Here is an 18,601-nt window from a genome sequence, read left to right as displayed (position 1 = left end):
CCTGTACGATTCTACACACAACCGAGGAGACGTACAGCAATGATCTGGTTTAAACCCTATTCCATTGAAGATATTCGTAATTTCAATACACACGATAATATTCTTGATCGTCTGGGCATTGAGATTCATGAGATTGGGCCGGATTTTATCAAATTGCGGATGCCGGTCGACCACCGCACACACCAGATCCACGGAATACTTCACGGTGGGGCGTCATGCGTGCTGGCCGAAACGGCGGGAAGCATTGCGTCATTGATGTGCATAGATGCAGACAAAAATTATGCCGTTGGCTCCGCCATCACGTGCAACCATTTGCGCCCGGTGAAGGATGGTTTCGTCACCGCCACATGCCGCCCCGTCCATTTGGGCCGCACCAAACACGTGTGGGATATCGACATTCGATCCGACAGCAACAAACTGGTGGCGAAAAGCGAATTAACCTGCGCCGTTACACCGAAGGAGTCGGCGTAGCGCCCGGCGCTTGCGGCACAATACGCCGAACGGTAACGCCCTGATTTTCCAGATGCGCGTGCAGATTGTGATACGGCATAATGTGCGTATTATGCGCAATGCTGAGAACAATCGTATGCTTTGGCAGATGATCCAGCATATCTTTATACAGGGCCGCACCCGTCTCCTTGTCCAGCGCCGCCGTAATTTCATCCAGGAACAGAATATCCGGTTGGTGCAGGGTCGCAATGGCGATCATCAGTTTCTGCCGCTCGCCACCGGACAATGACATGGTATCCCCTGTCATCACCTGTTTTTCCATGAAAAACGTTACGGCCTGCACGATCTCGTTCACTGCGCTGCGCGCTTTCAGGCGCACGGTGGCCAGGCTCAACGGCCAGCTTGCCGTATTAAAAACTTGATGAAGGGGGCCGGCTGACGCCTTTTTCATCATTTCGTCACGGGTATGATTAACGATCGTATCAACAACATTACGCGCTTGGCGATCATTCAAACGAATTTCGCGGAACGCATCGTCTGTATCGTCGTTCTTCATATACGTTTTAATCGCTTTATTCAGGGAACGACGCAAAGACCATGCAAAATATCTAACCTTCGCAGGCGTATAGGCATAAATTTTTCCGCTTTTCCGATTTGCAATATCCGACGCAAACAAGGCAAGACGCTTTGCCAAAGGCGCCATCAACGCATCATCCATGGCGTCAACAACGCGATTAAAAACATCGTCAAATTCATGTGCCGAAACAAAAGCGCGCAGACATTGACGCAGATAGATTCGTTGTTCATCCGGAACGGATTGCACCGATGAAAATAATTCCGGAACGCGACGCTGGGCGAAATCAATAGCCGACTGCGCAACATCCTTTTTCAAACAAGATGTACTTTTGAGATGATCCACCATCTCATCAATCAAAATTTCAACCTGCTGCCCTGGAATTTGTTCAACAAGCTTGTTCAAACCAACGCTTTGCAACGCATAGCGCAATTCACGGTCAGTGAATTTCGCCTGCCCCGCCGTCGCCATATTCAAAATGGTGCGTAAATTCGCATTGGGCGCATAAGCCGATTGGGAAAACAACATCGTTTTCACATTACGCGGCATCACCACCAGCCCCTGCCCGTAATCCCAACTGTTCATCAACGCCTTAACCGCGGTGGTTTTACCGCTGCCCGATGCGCCAGTGAAAATCACACGGTCGCCCGGTTTGAAATGCAAGTTAACGTCCTGTAACAAAATACGCGGATTATCCCCCGGCGTGCGGACGGTCAGATCATAAACCCGAATATCAGGGCAATCATCCTGACTTTCGGTCACGACGATGAAGGGAACATCATTGTGCGCAATTTTCCCGGTGCTTTTGTAAAATTCATCAAACGCCTTGGCCATTTATGCCTCCGGTCCAGAAATTTTCATGGTGGGCATCTCTTTCGGAATAATCACGCGCTTGGCCGCGGCTTTCTTCTCCGCATCAATGTAATGCGCGGCCTCTACGGCGCGATCAAACATATAGATACGATCTGCCGTCGCTTTCATCTGGGACAATTGTTCAAAACGGTTCACCACAAAGCTCATCGCCGACGTTACGCGGTTAAAGGCGTAGTTAATCATGGATACGGTCCCCATGGACGCCGTGCCCGCCGCCACGCCAAACGCCCCAACAATCCATGGAATGGGAATAGACAGGTTCCCTGCCGTAGCATCGACCAAAATCAATTTAACCTGTGTCCCGATTTCGCGGACCGAGTTCTTCATCACCGGCGTCAGGCGGCGATTGACAAGCTCACGCTCAACGGACTCGGTTTTATTTTGGGCGATCACATCGGCATTGGTATGGATTTTATCCAGAACGGCCCGCAAATCCGCATCGCGGCGTTGTTGCGCCCGCTGAATAGATGGCAATTTGTAACCGGCTTTCATCGTCAGAGCCGTTAAGGCCGCGGCATAGGCCGCACCCAACCAGAAAAACCCACCCGCAACACCGAAGAGCGGCCCCATCGCCCACAACTGGCTGGAAAACGCGCCCAGCGTGATGCCCGCACTGGTCACGCCCGTCATCAACGATACCGCCCCGGCTGTGAATTTCGCCGGATCCTGTTCAATCCGCTGGGCCGGGTTATCAATGTTATTAAACAGGTTCCGCATCCGCATATAAGCCGACGATGTCGTCCAGCGATTGGTGTAATACCCCGTGGACCACAGGCGCCAGCGCAGGGCGAAATATTGCGCGGCCTTGTACGAAATGATGGCCATAGCCGTGAATTTCAGGGCAATGGTCGCCAGATCCTTGTTGTACCACGCATCGCGCAGCGAGCCCTTCATCTCCTGCAGCTGCGCGTCACTATCGCTCCAACCGTTTTTCAGGACATGCGTGGTTCCGTTGTAAGTGGTTTTTGCAACCTTTCCCCACGCATCGAAAAACCCGCTTCCGCTCAAGCTTTTGAGTGTGCCCAAATGCTCCTGCGTTTCCGGCAATTTCATCAGATCCTGGGTTAAATGCGCTTTCATCGCACTCACCTGCCCCATCAATTCCGGGCTTGCCGCGATGGCCTTTTCAACACCGGGAAGCGCTGTGACCAATTCCTCCAGCGAAGAATTCTTGTTCAAAACATCCTGCAGGGCGGCATCCTTTTGAATAACGTCCGCAAATTTCTTGTTATTCAGAAAGGCTGTCAGATCAGGATAAACGTGAATAGCCTCATTCAGAATGGGGTGTTGATCCATGGCGGATTTCAGGGCCGGATATTGGTCAACCGATTTTGCAATCAATTCAGGCCGCGCGGTTTTGACCGACTGCGCCAAATGCTGAACCGTGTTGGTCAGACCGCCGCTCCATTCACCGAATTCCACCGTCATTTGCACGGAATACCATGTCATGAACAAGGACGTGGCCAGCAAACCGGTTGCGATACCACGCTCAATCTTGCCGGCTTTCAACCAATAGGGTGACAAAACACCCATGATGGTCCGCGTGGCACTGCGCGGTGTTTCCAGCATTGTGGCTTCCAGAAGCTCTTTGCGCTTCTGGGCCGAGATTTCCGGTGTAATGACGGGGCAATCCCATCCGGTGTTGGCGGATTCAAGTTTGAATAAATCGCGCAGACGGCGAAGGCGGCCAGACATACCTATAAATTCCCTGTTCAATTCTTTTTATGATTAAGGGAGGTATAAGAAAGCGCTGGCCTTTTTCTGTCAATAAAAAACCCTTCCCATATTGCACAACAACACGGGAAGGGCTTTGATTATGTAAAAATACCTACGCCGCCGCGCGGGTTTCCGGCTTGGCTCCCGCCCCACCCCGCAAGCGGGTCAGCAGGACGGCCTTTTGCCCGCGGAAGGTTTTAATATTGCCATCCTTCACCGGGCCATAGCCGCGCACCATATCCGGCAGGGCCAGAATATCGCGGCACAGGGCAGCATTGTCATTGTTCACGGCGGCCAGAACGGCGTCCATCATCGCTTCGTATTCGGCGATCAAGGCGCGTTCTTCCTTGCGGTCCTTCAGATGACCGAACGGGTCAAACGCCGTGCCGCGCAGTCCCTTGAACTTCGCCAGCAGGCGCAGCGCCCCCATCATCCACGGACCAAAGGTGCGTTTTTTCGGACGGCCCGTTGCCGGGTCGGTTTGTTCCATGATCGGCGGGGCCAGATTGAAGGTCAGTTTATAATTGCCTGTAAACTGCGCCTGCACCGATTTGATAAAATCGCCGTTGGTGTAGAGGCGAGCCACTTCATACTCATCCTTGTACGCCAAGAGCTTGTGATAGTTCTTCGCCACAGCCTCTTTCAATTCCGGCCACGCATCGAAACGCTTCACCGCGTTCAAATAGCGGTTGGCATAGGCGGCGTCCTGATAATCGGTCAGATAAGCCACACGTTTGGCAATGATGTCCTCCAGTGTTTTGGACATCCCCTCTTCACCCAGAGGACCACGCGCGGCGGCCACCATCTCATCCATCAAGGCCGGGTTATGGGCGGCCAGACGACCAAAGGCGAATGCCTTTTTGTTGTCATCAATCGACACGCCGTTCAATTCGATGGCGCGTTCAATCGCTTCGAACCCAACCGGGATCAAACCTTTTTGCCAGGCATAACCCATCATGAACACGTTGGTGCCCATTTCATCGCCCAGCAAAACGCCAGTGGCCAAGGTCGCATCGACGAAATATTGGGTTTTCGTGGCAGCAATCAATTCGGCGCGAATGTCGTCGTTTTTAAAATCCATCTGGTTATCGAGGACAAAGGCCGCGACCGGCGTATTGTCGATGTTGGCCACGGCAATGGTTTTGTCCGCGTTTAATGTTTCATGCGCGGCCTTGCCCACAGCGGACACGATATCGCACGCCAGCAACAAATCCGTGCCGCCCGCAATAATGTGGCCGTTATGCAGCATGTCTTGCTCCGGCGCCAGACGGACGTGGCTCAACACCTCGCCGCCCTTTTGCGCCAGACCGGTGGAATCCAGAATGGCGCTGCATTTGCCTTCCAAATGCGCGGCCATGCCCAGCAAGGCCCCCACAGTCAACACGCCCGTGCCACCCACACCGGGGACCAAAACGTTATAGGCCCCCGTCATTTGCGGGACATGCGGCATCGGGATGGATGCAAACACATCATCGGCCTTGGCCGGTGCGTTTTTGCGCAATTCACCGCCCTCAATTGTCACGAAGGACGGGCAGAACCCTTTCAGGCAGGAAAAATCCTTGTTGCACATGGATTGGTTGATCTGGCGTTTGCGGCCATATTCGGTTTCCAACGGTTGCACGGCGATGCAGTTGGATTGAACGGAACAATCACCACAGCCTTCGCACACGGATTGGTTAATCACCACGCGCTTCGCCGGGTCCGGATATTGGCCGCGTTTGCGGCGGCGGCGTTTTTCCGCGGCACAGGTTTGGTCATAGATAATAATGGTCGTGCCCGGTGTTTCACGGCACTCCTGCATAATTTTCGGCAACCATTCACGGCCCATCACGGCCACATTCGCCGGAATTTGCGAACGGTCTTTGTACCGGCCCATATCCTCGGTCAAAATCCAGGCTTTCGCCACACCCTCGGACATCACCTGTTGGGCGACACGCCAGACGGGCAAATCGCCGTCCACATGTTGCCCGCCGGTCATGGCGACGGCATCATTATACAAAATTTTGTAGGTAATATTCACCTTCGCCGCCACCGATGCGCGAATGGCCAGCGACCCGGAATGGAAATAGGTTCCATCACCAAGGTTGGCGAAGATATGTTTTGTTTCGCTGAACGGGGATGATCCAATCCATGGCACCCCTTCGCCACCCATTTGCGTGCACAGCGATGAATTACGGTCCATCCATTGCACCATGTAATGGCACCCAATGCCCACCATGGCAAACGACCCATCCGGCACTTTCGTCGATGTGTTGTGCGGGCAGCCCGAGCAATACCACGGACGGCGCAGGGACGGCGGAACATAACCCTGTTCCTTCGCCTCGTACCCTTCGTAGAATTTCAGGGCTTCGTTGATCCGGTCAGTGCGGTAAAACCGTTCGATCCGCTGCGCGATCACGCGCGCGACCAAACCGACCGATTGATCGTTGTGCAGGGGCAGAAGCACATCGCCCTTTTCATCATATTTGCCAACAATCACCGGCGGGCGGCGGCCCGCTTCCCAGTTATAGACCTGTTGCTTTAACTGATATTCGATAAATTCGCGCTTTTCTTCGACGATCAGAATTTCTTCCAACCCTTCGACAAAGTTCTGAATGCCGATCGGTTCCAACGGCCAGGTCATGCCGACCTTGTACACGCGCAAACCAATTTGCTGCGCGATCTCTTCGGTAATACCCAGATCTTGCAACGCCTGGCGCACATCGGCGTAGGATTTACCGGATGTGATAATGCCGAAACGAGGTTTGGGCGAATCCCAAATCACGCGGTCAATTTTGTTCTTGCGTGCAAAGGCATGGCACGCAAACAGTTTGAAATTCTGCAACCGGAAATCAATTTCGCGCGGCGTATCATTCAGGCGGATATGCACCCCGCCCGCTGGCATTTGGAATTCCGTTTCATCGGGGATCAAAATTTCACGATTTTCGTGCGACAAATCCACCGTGCCCGATGTTTCCACCGTTTCCGATGTCACCTTCATCGCCGTCCAGCACCCGGAATAGCGCGACATGGCAATGCCCAGCAGGCCATATTCAACAAATTCCTGAATATTCGCGGGGTAGAGTTGCGGAATTTGCATCGCATACAACGCATGATCCGACTGGCACGACAATGTCGATGATTTGCACGCATGGTCATCACCGAAGATGGCCAGAACGCCGCCCTTGGGCGCGGTGCCATTGGCGCTGGCATGGCGCATCACGTCGCCGCTGCGGTCCACGCCCGGGGCCTTGCCGTACCAGATGCCGAACACGCCATCGACCTTGGCACCCGGCATCAAATTGACTTGTTGCGTACCCCATACGGCGGTGGCGGCCAAATCTTCGTTCACGCCGGGAACGAATTTCACGTTCAGCGGATCCAGATATTTTTGCGCCCGGACCAACTCGCGGTCATACCCGCCCAACGGCGATCCGCGATAACCAGAAATAAACCCCGCCGTGTTCAACCCCGCCGCGATATCACGTTGCCGCTGGATCAGCGGAATACGCGCCAGAGCCTGAAGCCCGGACATGTACGCCACGCCTTCATGCAGCTCGTATTTATCTTTCAGTGAAACCTTGCGCAGTGCCTGTGCCATATCGTCCCCGGCATTATGGTTATTTGATAGATTCTTTATTGATTGCCGATAAATTACAGCAGAGCGCCTTGGTTTTCTAGGGCGCACGCCCCGAATTGGTGCAATGCGCAAAGCCTTTCCCCCGCGTGCTGGACACCAAATTGCGCGTGTCATAGCATGAACGCAATTTTCCATCACAAGGACCCGCATTATGGCACCCATCAAAATCTATGGCATCAAAAATTGCGACACGATGAAGAAAGCATTTGCGTGGTTGGACGCGCATAAAATCGCCTATGATTTCCATGATTATAAAAAGGCAGGTGCGGATTTAGACGTTTTAAAAACCGCCATCGCCCAACATGGATGGGACAGTGTCATCAACCGCAAGGGCACATCATGGCGCGCTTTGCCCGATGATGTGAAGGACGGCATGACCGAAAAATCGGCGATCAAGGCCGCAATGGATAACCCCAGCCTGATCAAACGCCCGTTGATCGTGAAGGGGAAAACAATCCAATTGGGCTTCAGCCCCGATGATTACCAAAAACTGCTCAAATAAATAAAAACCCCGCCGGATTGGCGGGGTTTTTTAAATCATTTACGCGGCGCGACGATTGCCGGTTTCTTCAAATAATTCGCGGCCGATCAACATGCGGCGAATTTCCGATGTGCCCGCGCCGATTTCGTACAATTTCGCATCGCGCAGCAAACGGCCCGTGGGATATTCGTTGATATAGCCGTTCCCACCCAGGCATTGGATAGCCTGAAGCGCCATTTGCGTGGCGGCTTCGGCGCTGGCCAGAATGCACCCGGCGGCGTCTTTGCGCGTGGTTTCGCCCCGGTCGCACGCGGCGGCCACGGCGTAAACATAGGCGCGTTGCGCGGACAGGGTCGTGTACATATCGGCCACTTTGCCCTGCATCAATTGAAATTCACCAATCGATTGGCCGAATTGTTTGCGTTCGTGCAAATACGGCACAACCACATCCATGCAGGCCTGCATAATCCCCAGCGGACCACCGGACAGGACAACGCGTTCGTAATCCAGACCGGACATCAGGACCTTCACGCCCTTGCCCACTTCGCCCAGCACGTTTTCTTCCGGCACTTCGCAGTCCTGAAACACCAATTCACAGGTGTTGGACCCGCGCATGCCCAATTTGTCCAGCTTCTGCGCGGTGGTGAAACCCTTCATGCCCTTTTCGATGATAAAGGCGGTAATGCCGCGCGAACCCGCATCCGGGTCGGTTTTGGCATAGACGACCAACGTATCCGCATCCGGTCCATTGGTGATCCACATTTTATTGCCGTTCAGGACGTAATGATCGCCGCGTCTATCCGCGCGCAATTTCATCGACACAACATCCGACCCCGCACCGGGTTCGGACATGGCCAACGCACCAACATGATCGCCGGAAATCAATTTCGGCAGGTATTTTTCACGCTGGACTTTGTTGCCATTGCGGTTGATTTGGTTCACGCACAGATTTGAGTGCGCACCGTAGGACAACGCGACCGATGCGGATGCGCGGGAAATTTCCTCCATCGCGATCACATGGGCCAGATACCCCATATCGGCCCCGCCAAATTCTTCCGAAGCGGTGATGCCCAGCACCCCGAGGTCACCAAATTTCTTCCACATATCATTGGGGAATTCGTTTTTATGGTCGATCTCTGCCGCACGCGGGGCGAGTTCTTTCTGCGCGAATTTATACACTTCCTCGCGCAGCATTTCGATTTCTTCGGCGTGGCCGAATTTCAGTGTTGGGTATGGGATCATTTCACTCTCCTGCTCTCATCGCATTGGCAACTTTGGAATCCGGCTTGCGGCCCAGATGGTTGGAAATAAACCACGCCGTGTCAACGACCGCGTTTATATCCACCCCGGTTTCGATGCCCATTCCGTTCAACATATACAAAACATCTTCGGTGGCGACGTTGCCGGATGCGCCCTTGGCATACGGGCACCCACCCAGACCACCCACCGATGAATCAAACACCGCCACACCCATTTCAAGGCCGGTATAAATATTGGCCAAGGCCTGGCCATAGGTGTTGTGGCAATGCAAAGCCAGTTTTTCAACCGGCACCCGCACCATCACGGCCCGCAACATCGTGGCGGTGACAATGGGCGTGCCCACGCCGATCGTATCGCCCAGCGAAATTTCGTAACACCCCATATCAAACAATTTTGCCGCCACATCGGCCACGGCGTCCGGCGCAATGGCCCCTTCATACGGGCACCCGGCGACGCAGGATACATAACCGCGCACGCGGATATTGTTTGCGCGCGCCATATCCATCACGGGGGCGAAGCGATCAAAACTTTCGGCAATGGTGCAATTGATGTTTTTCTGGCTGAAACTTTCGGATGCGGCGGCGAATACGGCGATTTCGTCAACGCCCGCGACAATCGCGCCCTCCATCCCCTTTTCATTCGGCACCAAAACCGGGTATGTCACACCCGCACGGCGGTCAATACCGGCCAAAACATCCGCCGTATCCGCCATTTGCGGCACCCATTTGGGCGATACGAACGCGCCGGATTCAATCACGCTTAAACCCGCATTGCCCAGACGGCCAATCAATTCGATTTTGACCGATGCGGGCACGGTTTGCCTTTCATTCTGCAAACCATCGCGGGGGCCGACTTCGACAATTTTGACGCGGGTGGGAAACGCCATGTTACGCTGCTTCCTTCTGCTCAATCGCAATCAGAAGCGCGCCGTCCGTCACCTGTTGCCCGGCAATCACCGGCAATTCTTCGACCGTTCCGGCGAAGGCCGCGCGGATGGTCATTTGCATTTTCATCGCCTCCATAATCAAAAGCGGCTGATCTTTGTCCACGGATGCGCCCTTTTTCACCATGACGTCGATAATTTTACCCGGCATCGGCGCGATAATGCGCCCCTCGCCCGCTTCGCCTTCGCCGTCCGCACCCGGCGTATATAAATGCAGGCGAATAACGCGGCCATCGCGGACCAAGGTTAAATCATTGTCATCGGCCACAATGCGCGCATGGGTCAACGCATCGCGCGATACGCGCACGGATTTTCCATCCACCATCACATCAAAATCACGGCCCGCGCACGTCACGGATACCTTCACATGGTTGCCGCGATTGACGAAATCCAGCGTGCGGGTCAGCGTGCCATTCATGCGCCAGCTATCGGCCACATCCCAAATATCGTTGCCCTGAACCACATTCATGGCACCGGACAGGATATAAACGGACGCAATCGCCAAATCATGCAGATCGGCCACGCCGTAATTTGCGGGCAACAGATCATCATTAAAACGGGCGATAAAACCCGTATCCACATCCCCCGCGATAAAAGCAGGATGGCGGGCAATATTGCCCAAAAATTCCTGGTTCGTAACCAACCCGGCAATCATGCTGCCCGACAGAGCGGAGGACAGTTTTTGCAACGCCTCGGCACGACTGGCCCCATGCACGATTAATTTGGCGACCATCGGATCGTAATGGATGGACACGGCATCGCCGGCCTCAACCCCCGTATCCATCCGCACGCCGAACGGGGCGGACAACGCCGTCAAGCGCCCAATTTGTGGCAGGAAATTTTCCGCCGGATCTTCGGCATAAATCCGCACTTCAAACGCATGGCCGTTGATGGACAATTGATCCTGACGCAACGGCAAGGCTTCGCCATTCGCCACGCGCAATTGCCATTCGACCAGATCGAGGCCCGTAATCATTTCCGTGACCGGGTGTTCCACCTGCAACCGCGTGTTCATTTCCATGAAGAAAAATTCATGGGTTTTGGAATCCATGATGAATTCAATGGTGCCCGCATTGGTGTAGCCAAGCGCCTTCACCGCCTTCACCGCGGCATCGCCCAGTTTTTCGCGCACCTGCTGGCTCAACCCCGGGGCCGGGGCTTCCTCCACCACTTTCTGGTGGCGGCGTTGCAGGGAACAATCGCGTTCAAACAAATACACGGCGTTGCCGTGGCTATCACCAAACACCTGCACCTCAACATGGCGCGGGCGGGTGATGTATTTTTCAATCATCACATGATCGTTGTTGAACGATGCGGCGGCCTCGCGTTTGCAGGCGCTTAAATGCTCGTCAAAATCCTTGGCATCTTCGACCAGACGCATGCCCTTGCCCCCGCCCCCGGCGACGGCCTTGATCAACACGGGGTAACCGACCTTGGCAGCTTCGGCTTTCAGGGTGGCGGAATCCTGATTCTCCCCCATGTAACCGGGCACGATGGGTACGCCGGCCTTGGACATGATCTCCTTCGCCCGGTCCTTTAACCCCATGGCGGTGATGGCCGTGGCCGACGGGCCGATGAACACAATGCCCGCTTTCGCGCACGCATCGGCAAAATCCGTGTTTTCAGACAGGAACCCATAACCGGGGTGAATGGCCTGCGCGCCCGTATCCTTCGCCGCCTGTATAATAATGTCACCGCGCAGGTACGATTCACGGCTGGCCGCCGGGCCGATCCGCACCGCTTCGTCCGCCATACGCACATGGCGCGCGCGGGCATCGGCATCGGAATACACGGCCACCGTGGCAATACCCATCCGCCGCGCCGTTTCAATCACGCGACAGGCAATTTCGCCCCGGTTGGCAATCAGGATCTTTGTAAACATCTACGCCCCAGCCTTTTTGAGTAAAATGCGGTCAGGGACAGTAGCAAATTCAGGGGGATGGGCAAAGGGAGGGGAATGTTGCGGTGCGTGTTTTCATAAAATCAACCGTTTTGAAATGCTTCTGCATTATATAATGGTCGTTCTCCACCGTAGGCTCGCTCGCTGAAAAACAATAGGCAATCACTCGGGCAGTATTTTGCTGACAGAATAAAGTTTGCAAGTAGACCATATTGCTCTGCATACAGCTTAAGTTCTCCATCATCTTTTCCTGCCGCATAATAGTAAAGCAGGCTCCGAACTTGAGAAGACAATTGGGCTCTAACAATCTCTGCATAGAAAGCTTTGTCCACGCCTTCGCTTTCATGAACAAATTTCATTAAGACACATAAATATTCAAAATAATTCTCAACCGCCCCATCATTATGCCCGACAGCATTTTGTACAATTTCACGCATTATTCCATTACGCAGCCCCCCATCAGCAATCATCCTATTCCGATCTTTTACTACATCCTGCTTAATATAGCTCACAATCCGAAGCACCGCCGCATTCCCAAAAATCCAATCACGAGATGGGACTCGCATTGAAATCATAGACAATGCGTCGTCCAGCTTAGACAACATCTGAAAAAATGTATTTTCAAACCTTTGCTGCTTAAGTGTTCTATTTTGCTCAGAAAACTCTTCTTTTTGCCCTCGCATTTCATCTCTCGTCAACTCAAGCTCTTTACGTTGAAGGCGCAGCTCCTCCATCTGTAAAAACAGAGCATAAATCAACGTTGCGAAAGCAAGTCCTGAAAAAAGAGAATTGATGGCACCAAACTTGTCACCGAATTGCCCCCTCAGCTCGTCGGAAACAATTGATACATCAATCAACATCCAAGAAAGAGACCACAGAAAAATGATGGCTACACATATCCAAGCAAACACACCTAAACGCCGGGCAAAATCTAACTGGCTTTGTTTGCTATCCTGTGGCTGATTTCTCATTACTTCACCCACCCCGGCTTCCGCTTCTCCAAAAACGCACCCAACCCCTCCTTCGCTTCTCCACCTGCACGGATTTCTGCGATCCGGGTGGCGGTATGGTCGAGGAGTTTGGGGGTGATGGGTTGGCCGGAGAGTTCGGTGCATAGGGCCTTGGCTTCGCGCACGGCGTCGGGGCCGTTGGAGAGAAGGGTTTCGAGGAGTTCGTTTAGGCGGTCATTGAGCGCAGCATCGTCATGCACGACTTCATGCACCAAACCGATCTGGTGCGCGGTGCCTGCGCCAAAGCGTTCGCCGGTTTGGGCGAAGCGGCGCATGTGGCGTTCGCCGATGGCCTTCATCACATAGGGGCCGATGGTCGCGGGGATCAGGCCGATCTTGACTTCGGACAGGGCAAAGCTGGCGCGTTCGGTGGCCAGCACGATGTCGCAACACGCCACCAGCCCAAACCCACCGCCCATCGCCGCACCATGGACGCAGGCAATGGTGGTTTGCGGCATGGAATGCAGTTTGTTCAGCATCCCGGCCAGCGCCAGCGCATCGGATTTATTCTGATCCTCGGTATAGCTGGCGGCTTTCATCATCCAGACGAGGTCGGCCCCGGCGGAAAAATTTTTGCCCGCGCCGCGCAGGACGATCACCCGTACATCCCGTTCCAACGCCAACGCATCCAGCTTGCCATGCAGGGCGGCGATGACATGGTCATCGAATGCATTATGCACATCCGGTCGGTTCAGCGTGATCGTCGCCACACCGTCGCGGATATCCAGCAATACGTTGTCGAGTCCCGCCTGAAAATTTTCACTCATGGTCTTTGTCCTTTTTTCATTTGTCATCCCCGCCTTGTGCGGGGATCCGGGACCACGCGGCGCGCATTCCCCCGGTCATCCGGATCCCCGCACGGGGGCGGGGATGACGGCTTTAAATTACATCCTGAACACGCCGTATTTCGTGTCTTCAATCGGCGCATTCAAACTGGCCGAAATGGCCAGGCCCAGAACGCGGCGCGTATCGGCCGGATCGATCACGCCGTCATCCCACAAACGGGCGCTGGCGTAATAGGGGTGACCTTCGGTTTCGTATTGGTCGATGACCGGGGCTTTGAATGCTTTTTCTTCGTCCGCGGTCCATGTTTTGCCATCGCGTTCCATCGCGGCGCGTTTGACGGTGGCCAAAACGCCCGCCGCTTGTTCCCCGCCCATCACGGAAATGCGGGCATTGGGCCACATCCACATAAAACGCGGGTTAAACGCACGGCCGCACATGCCGTAATTGCCCGCCCCGAACGACCCGCCGATAATCACGGTGAATTTCGGCACGCGGGCGCAGGATACGGCGGTGACCATTTTCGCGCCGTCCTTGGCGATGCCGCCGCTTTCATATTTCTGCCCCACCATGAACCCGGTGATGTTTTGCAGGAAGACCAGTGGAATGCCGCGTTGGTTGCACAGTTCGATAAAATGCGCGCCCTTCAGTGCGGATTCGGAAAACAACACGCCGTTATTGGCCACAATGCCCACCGGCATGCCGTAAATATGGGCAAAGCCAGTCACCAAAGTTGTGCCATAGCGTTTTTTGAATTCGTCAAATTCGCTGCCATCCACGATGCGGGCGATGATTTCGCGCACATCATAGGGGGTTTTCAAATCGGGCGGAACGACGCCGTAAATATCATCCGCCGGGAATAACGGGTCCTTTGGCTCCTGCATCCGCACAGCGCCGCCTTTGCGGCGGTTGAGATGGCTGACGATCTTGCGCGCGATATCCAGCGCGTGGTCATCGCTTTCGGCCAGATGGTCGGCCACGCCGGATACGCGGGTGTGAACATCGCCGCCGCCCAGATCTTCGGCGGTGACATCTTCGCCCGTTGCGGCCTTCACCAATGGCGGGCCGGCGAGAAAGATGGTCCCCTGCTCCTTCACAATCACGCTTTCATCCGACATGGCGGGCACATACGCGCCGCCCGCCGTGCATGACCCCATGACCACGGCAATTTGCGGAATGCCCTTGGCCGACATGTTGGCCTGGTTATAGAAGATGCGGCCAAAATGGTCGCGGTCGGGGAAGACTTCATCCTGGTTCGGCAGGTTCGCGCCGCCGCTATCGACCAGATAGATGCAGGGCAGATTATTTTGTTCGGCCACTTCCTGCGCGCGGATGTGTTTTTTCACGGTCAGGGGATAGTACGTTCCGCCCTTCACCGTGGCATCGTTGCACACGATCACGCATTCCTGCCCCGCCACGCGGCCAATGCCGGTGATGATTCCGGCGGCAGGCACGTCATCGGCGTACACTTTATACGCGGCCATTTGCGAGAGTTCGAGGAAGGGTGAACCCGGGTCCAGCAAACGGCTGATCCGGTCGCGGGGGAGAAGTTTGCCACGGGAGGTATGGCGATCCCGTGCCTTGTCCCCACCGCCCTGTTCAATCACCGCGATTTTGGCGCGCAAATCGGCGACCAGGGCCAGCATGGCTTCGCGGTTTTTGGTGTATTCCGGGCTTTCGGCGCTGATGGCGCTGTTCAGGCGGGTCATGTCGGTAAGTCCTTCCCTTTTTATCCTTAAATTTTGCCGCCAGATTAAGGGCATACGGCCCACCGGGCAAGGCCCCGGCCCCACCTGCGCACAACAGAGAAAAAGCTGGTATTTTTATGGAAATTATGGCATTTTGACCCCGGATTATTATAAAAACAGGGACTTAGCCGTGACACATCGACGCATTAACCCCTTCGCAGCCCTGGCCTACGCCGCGTTTACCAGCGTGGCCGCTGTGGGCTATGCGCTGTATACGGCCCCGGATGATGCGGAAACGCTCAACACCCTGATCCCGTTTGCCGACATTCCGGCCAAAGGGGATAAACGGTTGCAATCCATCATTGCCACCATTCGCCAATCGCCAGAGGGCGAAGCCTTGTACCAACATGCCGCCAGCACGGGGGCCGTTTTTGAATGGCGTCCCCGCAATCCGCTGGCCCCGCTGGGCACGTATGAATCCGGTCTGACCACCATGCAGGCCGACCACACGAAAAGCCGAACCGTCTTGGCCATCGTTCACGAACTGTACCACCATTGGCAGGGCGAAACATTGAAGCCGCACCAATGGAAACTGGACCCGGTTGACCGTTACCATCTGGCCCGGATGGTTGAGGTGGATGCCTGTGCCAAAACGGCCATTTTTGCCGCCGCACACGCCGATGCCACGGGCAAGCCCCTGCCCCCGATTAAAAATGCACAATCCGCATTCGGCGATAAAATTGCCGAGGATTATGCCCGCCGCGCAAAAACAACCCGGCTGTATTTGCACGACACGTATGAAAAATGCTTTGCCGAAATCAATGCGCCCGTCTTTCATCAATATCAAAAAACGCACATTTCCATTATGACACGACCAGCCTATGCCGCGCTGGACGCATTAAAGAAAAGTGATGTGAAAAATCTCGAAACCGTATTTAACACCCATTTTAAAACGGCGACATTGGCGGAAAAAGCCAAGCTGTTCCGGTCTTTCTTTGTCACCGACACAAAAACCGGAACCATTCATCCCGATATCGCCGCAATGGATGATGCGGATTTTATGGGATGGATTGAAACCCAATCCCGGTCCGCCGAAAATGCCGCGGTACAGGAGACGCAAAATGCCTTCAATTATTACCGTCAGGTTATAAAAGATTCCCTCCCTGCTCCAAAACCGGGAAGCTGACCCGTGCGTCGTTTTGATAAAATCATTGCCGGTTTGATCGGGGCCTGCGCACTGGGTATTGCGGGTATTTTTATGGCCGCCCATGAAGACCCCAGCCCCCACGCCGGAACCGAGAACATTGGCGCCACCCAATCATTCGCGCATATTCAGACCAGCGGTGATCCGCGCATTCAATATCTGGTCCGCCGGATGCGGCAATCGGCGGCGGGCGAAGAATTGTACCAATACGCCGCCCGCACCAATATGGCATTCACGTGGTACAACAAAAAAACCGATAGCGCCCTCGGCTTCTATAAAGAAAATACGAGTTTTCTGTACACAGACCTATCGGACGATCATGCACTGGCTACGCTGGTTCATGAAATACGCCATCACTGGCAACTCTCGGAAATCCCCGTTCCCTATGCGCGGATGAAGCCGCACGACCAATATTACAGCGCACAATTGCGCGAGGTTGATGCCTGTGCCTATACCGCCCACTTCGCCGCCGCGCATAAAGATGCGACGGGGGAGCGTCTGGCGATCAAATTTATATGGCGACCAGGCTATGGGGCCGGCATTGCCCGCGATTATGCCGACATGGACCCGCAAGATCGGAATTATGTGCGCGATGCGTATGAACCCTGTTTTGCACAGGTGAAAATTTACCACAAAAAACACATTAATTTTGTCTCTGACGTTCGCGACATCGTCGTCAAACAGGCGGAAAATGCGACAGATTCCCAAACTGCATCCTCTGTGTATCATGAATATTTCAACCGGATCAGCCCCGCACAAATAACCCATATGCACCGACAGCATTTCACGACCGATCTGGTTCACAACACGCCCATCACAACCATCCAGTCCATGACCCGCGATGATTTTAAAACATGGTTTAACCGGAACGTTTCCACGCAAGAGCCGGAAAAATTAAATCAGGCCGACGCGGATTTGGATCGCACGGCGGAAAAATTGCTTGAAACCATCAACAAAACCCCAAAATCCGCATTAGAATCCGGTTTGTTTCCACAAGGATAATATGATGAAAAAACGCTTTGCTTCTGCATTTACCCCCCTGCTGTTCCCCATGTTTATGGGCGCAGCGCAGGCGAATGACACGACGATTGATTTTGCCGATATTCCAGCCAAGGGGGATGCGCGCCTTCAATCCATTATCCAAACCATCCGCCGTACCCCACACGGGGAATATCTGTACCAGCACGGATCCAAAACCAACCTGAAATTTGAATGGACCGATACGCTGAAAAACAAAACATCGGCCTCCTATGGCAATGACCTGATTCAGGCATCACCCGCATACAAGGACGACAAAACCACCGTTATGATCGTTCATGAAATGCACCACCACTGGCGCAAAACGATGTTTGATATTGAAACGGTTACCCTTCCGCCCGTTGCCCGTTTTAACGCCCTGCATCTGGAAGAGGTCGAAAGTTGCGCCCAGACCGCTGCTTTCGTCGCTGGTCATAAGGACGCCACGGGCGAAAATCTGATCAATCCGGCGCAAGGCTTCACAACATATGGCTATAAAACAGCCTATACCTACGCCCTGCGCCCGGCACCGTTGCGGGACATGTTCAAAGATGCCTATGAACCATGCTTTGTTGAAATCAACACACGCTTCAAGGCGTATGAACAAAAACATACGACCAACGTGGTCCCGTTTTTAAGGAACGGCGCGGTGGCGTTAAAAGACGCGTTGCAGAAAAAAGACACGCCGCAGAATGTTCTCCACACCCATTTCACCCCGATGAGCGCGGATCATCAGATCGTCCTGCACCGCAGCTATTTTATGGTTGATATCCAGAGGCTCCAAATTCACCCAACCATCTCCGCGATGGATGCGGCCACCTTCTCCCGCTGGCTTGCGGACCGCACAGGCATCCGCAAAAATCAGCAACTGAACGAATATCAAAAAAGCTTTGAACGGTATCGGGATCTGGCCAAACAACTGATCCGGGAACAGAGCCAGCCCTAAGCCTAAAATATATTGCGCCGCAGCATCAATTTGCGGCGCAAATCACCCCAAAACAATCCCCATTTTGCCATAAAAACAGTGCGTTGTGATTGACGGCCCTGCGCCGCACCCTAAACTCATTTGCAACCATAAAAACA

The 18,601-nt window shown here is 54.1% G+C and carries 14 protein-coding genes; 5 read left to right on the top strand and 9 right to left on the bottom strand.

Translation table 11 applies throughout. From position 1 onward, the window contains the following. Positions 1 to 39: 39 nt before the first annotated feature. Positions 40 to 471 carry a PaaI family thioesterase gene (locus A11S_RS03855; protein ID WP_015467184.1) on the top strand — a complete coding sequence of 144 codons (432 nt, stop codon included), beginning with the start codon at positions 40 to 42 and terminating at the stop codon, positions 469 to 471. Here the strand turns inward: A11S_RS03855 and A11S_RS03850 are convergent. From A11S_RS03850 to A11S_RS03840, 3 genes are all read right to left on the bottom strand, one after another. Then, on the bottom strand, positions 449 to 1,858 hold the full coding sequence (locus A11S_RS03850; RefSeq protein ID WP_015467183.1) for an ATP-binding cassette domain-containing protein: 1,410 nt from the start codon (positions 1,856 to 1,858) through the stop codon (positions 449 to 451). The two genes, A11S_RS03855 and A11S_RS03850, sit on opposite strands and share 23 nt — an antisense overlap. Then, positions 1,859 to 3,592, bottom strand: a complete 1,734-nt coding sequence (locus A11S_RS03845; protein ID WP_015467182.1) for an SbmA/BacA-like family transporter — start codon at positions 3,590 to 3,592, stop codon at positions 1,859 to 1,861. 133 nt (positions 3,593 to 3,725) lie between these two features. After that, on the bottom strand, positions 3,726 to 7,193 hold the full coding sequence (locus tag A11S_RS03840; protein ID WP_015467181.1) for an indolepyruvate ferredoxin oxidoreductase family protein: 3,468 nt from the start codon (positions 7,191 to 7,193) through the stop codon (positions 3,726 to 3,728). Between the two features lie 190 nt (positions 7,194 to 7,383). Between A11S_RS03840 and A11S_RS03835 the strand changes: the two genes are divergently transcribed. Next, positions 7,384 to 7,734, top strand: a complete 351-nt coding sequence (locus A11S_RS03835) for an ArsC family reductase (protein ID WP_015467180.1) — start codon at positions 7,384 to 7,386, stop codon at positions 7,732 to 7,734. A 39-nt stretch (positions 7,735 to 7,773) separates the two neighbouring features. Here the strand turns inward: A11S_RS03835 and A11S_RS03830 are convergent, their stop codons facing one another. The 6 genes from A11S_RS03830 to A11S_RS03805 all read right to left on the bottom strand — a co-directional run bounded on the left by A11S_RS03830 (position 7,774) and on the right by A11S_RS03805 (position 15,318). Then, a complete protein-coding gene (locus tag A11S_RS03830) occupies positions 7,774 to 8,955 on the bottom strand; it encodes an isovaleryl-CoA dehydrogenase (protein WP_015467179.1) in 1,182 nt (393 codons plus the stop codon). Between the two features lies 1 nt (position 8,956). Next, positions 8,957 to 9,859, bottom strand: coding sequence for a hydroxymethylglutaryl-CoA lyase (locus A11S_RS03825; RefSeq protein WP_015467178.1), 903 nt, complete (start codon positions 9,857 to 9,859; stop codon positions 8,957 to 8,959). Position 9,860: 1 nt separating this feature from the next. Then, positions 9,861 to 11,798 (bottom strand): acetyl-CoA carboxylase biotin carboxylase subunit, encoded by a 1,938-nt coding sequence (locus A11S_RS03820; protein ID WP_015467177.1) that lies wholly within the window; start codon positions 11,796 to 11,798, stop codon positions 9,861 to 9,863. Between the two features lie 101 nt (positions 11,799 to 11,899). Beyond that, positions 11,900 to 12,787: a putative phage abortive infection protein gene (locus A11S_RS11655; protein WP_015467176.1), complete on the bottom strand. Its 888-nt coding sequence runs from the start codon at positions 12,785 to 12,787 to the stop codon at positions 11,900 to 11,902. Continuing rightward, on the bottom strand, positions 12,787 to 13,593 hold the full coding sequence (locus A11S_RS03810) for an enoyl-CoA hydratase/isomerase family protein (protein WP_015467175.1): 807 nt from the start codon (positions 13,591 to 13,593) through the stop codon (positions 12,787 to 12,789). Before A11S_RS03810 ends, A11S_RS11655 begins: the two co-directional genes overlap by 1 nt. Before the next feature lie 117 nt (positions 13,594 to 13,710). Beyond that, positions 13,711 to 15,318, bottom strand: coding sequence for a carboxyl transferase domain-containing protein (locus tag A11S_RS03805; protein WP_015467174.1), 1,608 nt, complete (start codon positions 15,316 to 15,318; stop codon positions 13,711 to 13,713). Positions 15,319 to 15,487: 169 nt separating this feature from the next. On the opposite strand from A11S_RS03805, the gene A11S_RS03800 reads away from it, so the two are divergent. The 3 genes from A11S_RS03800 to A11S_RS03790 are packed head-to-tail and all read left to right on the top strand — an operon-like array spanning position 15,488 to position 18,464. Then, positions 15,488 to 16,483 carry a DUF6782 family putative metallopeptidase gene (locus A11S_RS03800; protein ID WP_015467173.1) on the top strand — a complete coding sequence of 332 codons (996 nt, stop codon included), beginning with the start codon at positions 15,488 to 15,490 and terminating at the stop codon, positions 16,481 to 16,483. A gap of 3 nt (positions 16,484 to 16,486) precedes the next feature. Continuing rightward, entirely contained in the window at positions 16,487 to 17,503 is a 1,017-nt protein-coding gene (locus tag A11S_RS03795) for a DUF6782 family putative metallopeptidase (protein ID WP_015467172.1), read from the top strand. A 1-nt stretch (position 17,504) separates the two neighbouring features. Further along, a complete protein-coding gene (locus tag A11S_RS03790; RefSeq protein ID WP_015467171.1) occupies positions 17,505 to 18,464 on the top strand; it encodes a hypothetical protein in 960 nt (319 codons plus the stop codon). The last annotated feature ends 137 nt before the right edge of the window (positions 18,465 to 18,601 follow it).

The organism is Micavibrio aeruginosavorus EPB (assembly GCF_000348745.1).
In the GTDB taxonomy this organism is placed as follows: domain Bacteria; phylum Pseudomonadota; class Alphaproteobacteria; order Micavibrionales; family Micavibrionaceae; genus Micavibrio; species Micavibrio aeruginosavorus_A.
The sequence above is the reverse complement of the archived record's forward strand: the minus strand, read 5'-3'. Positions and strand labels throughout refer to the sequence as shown.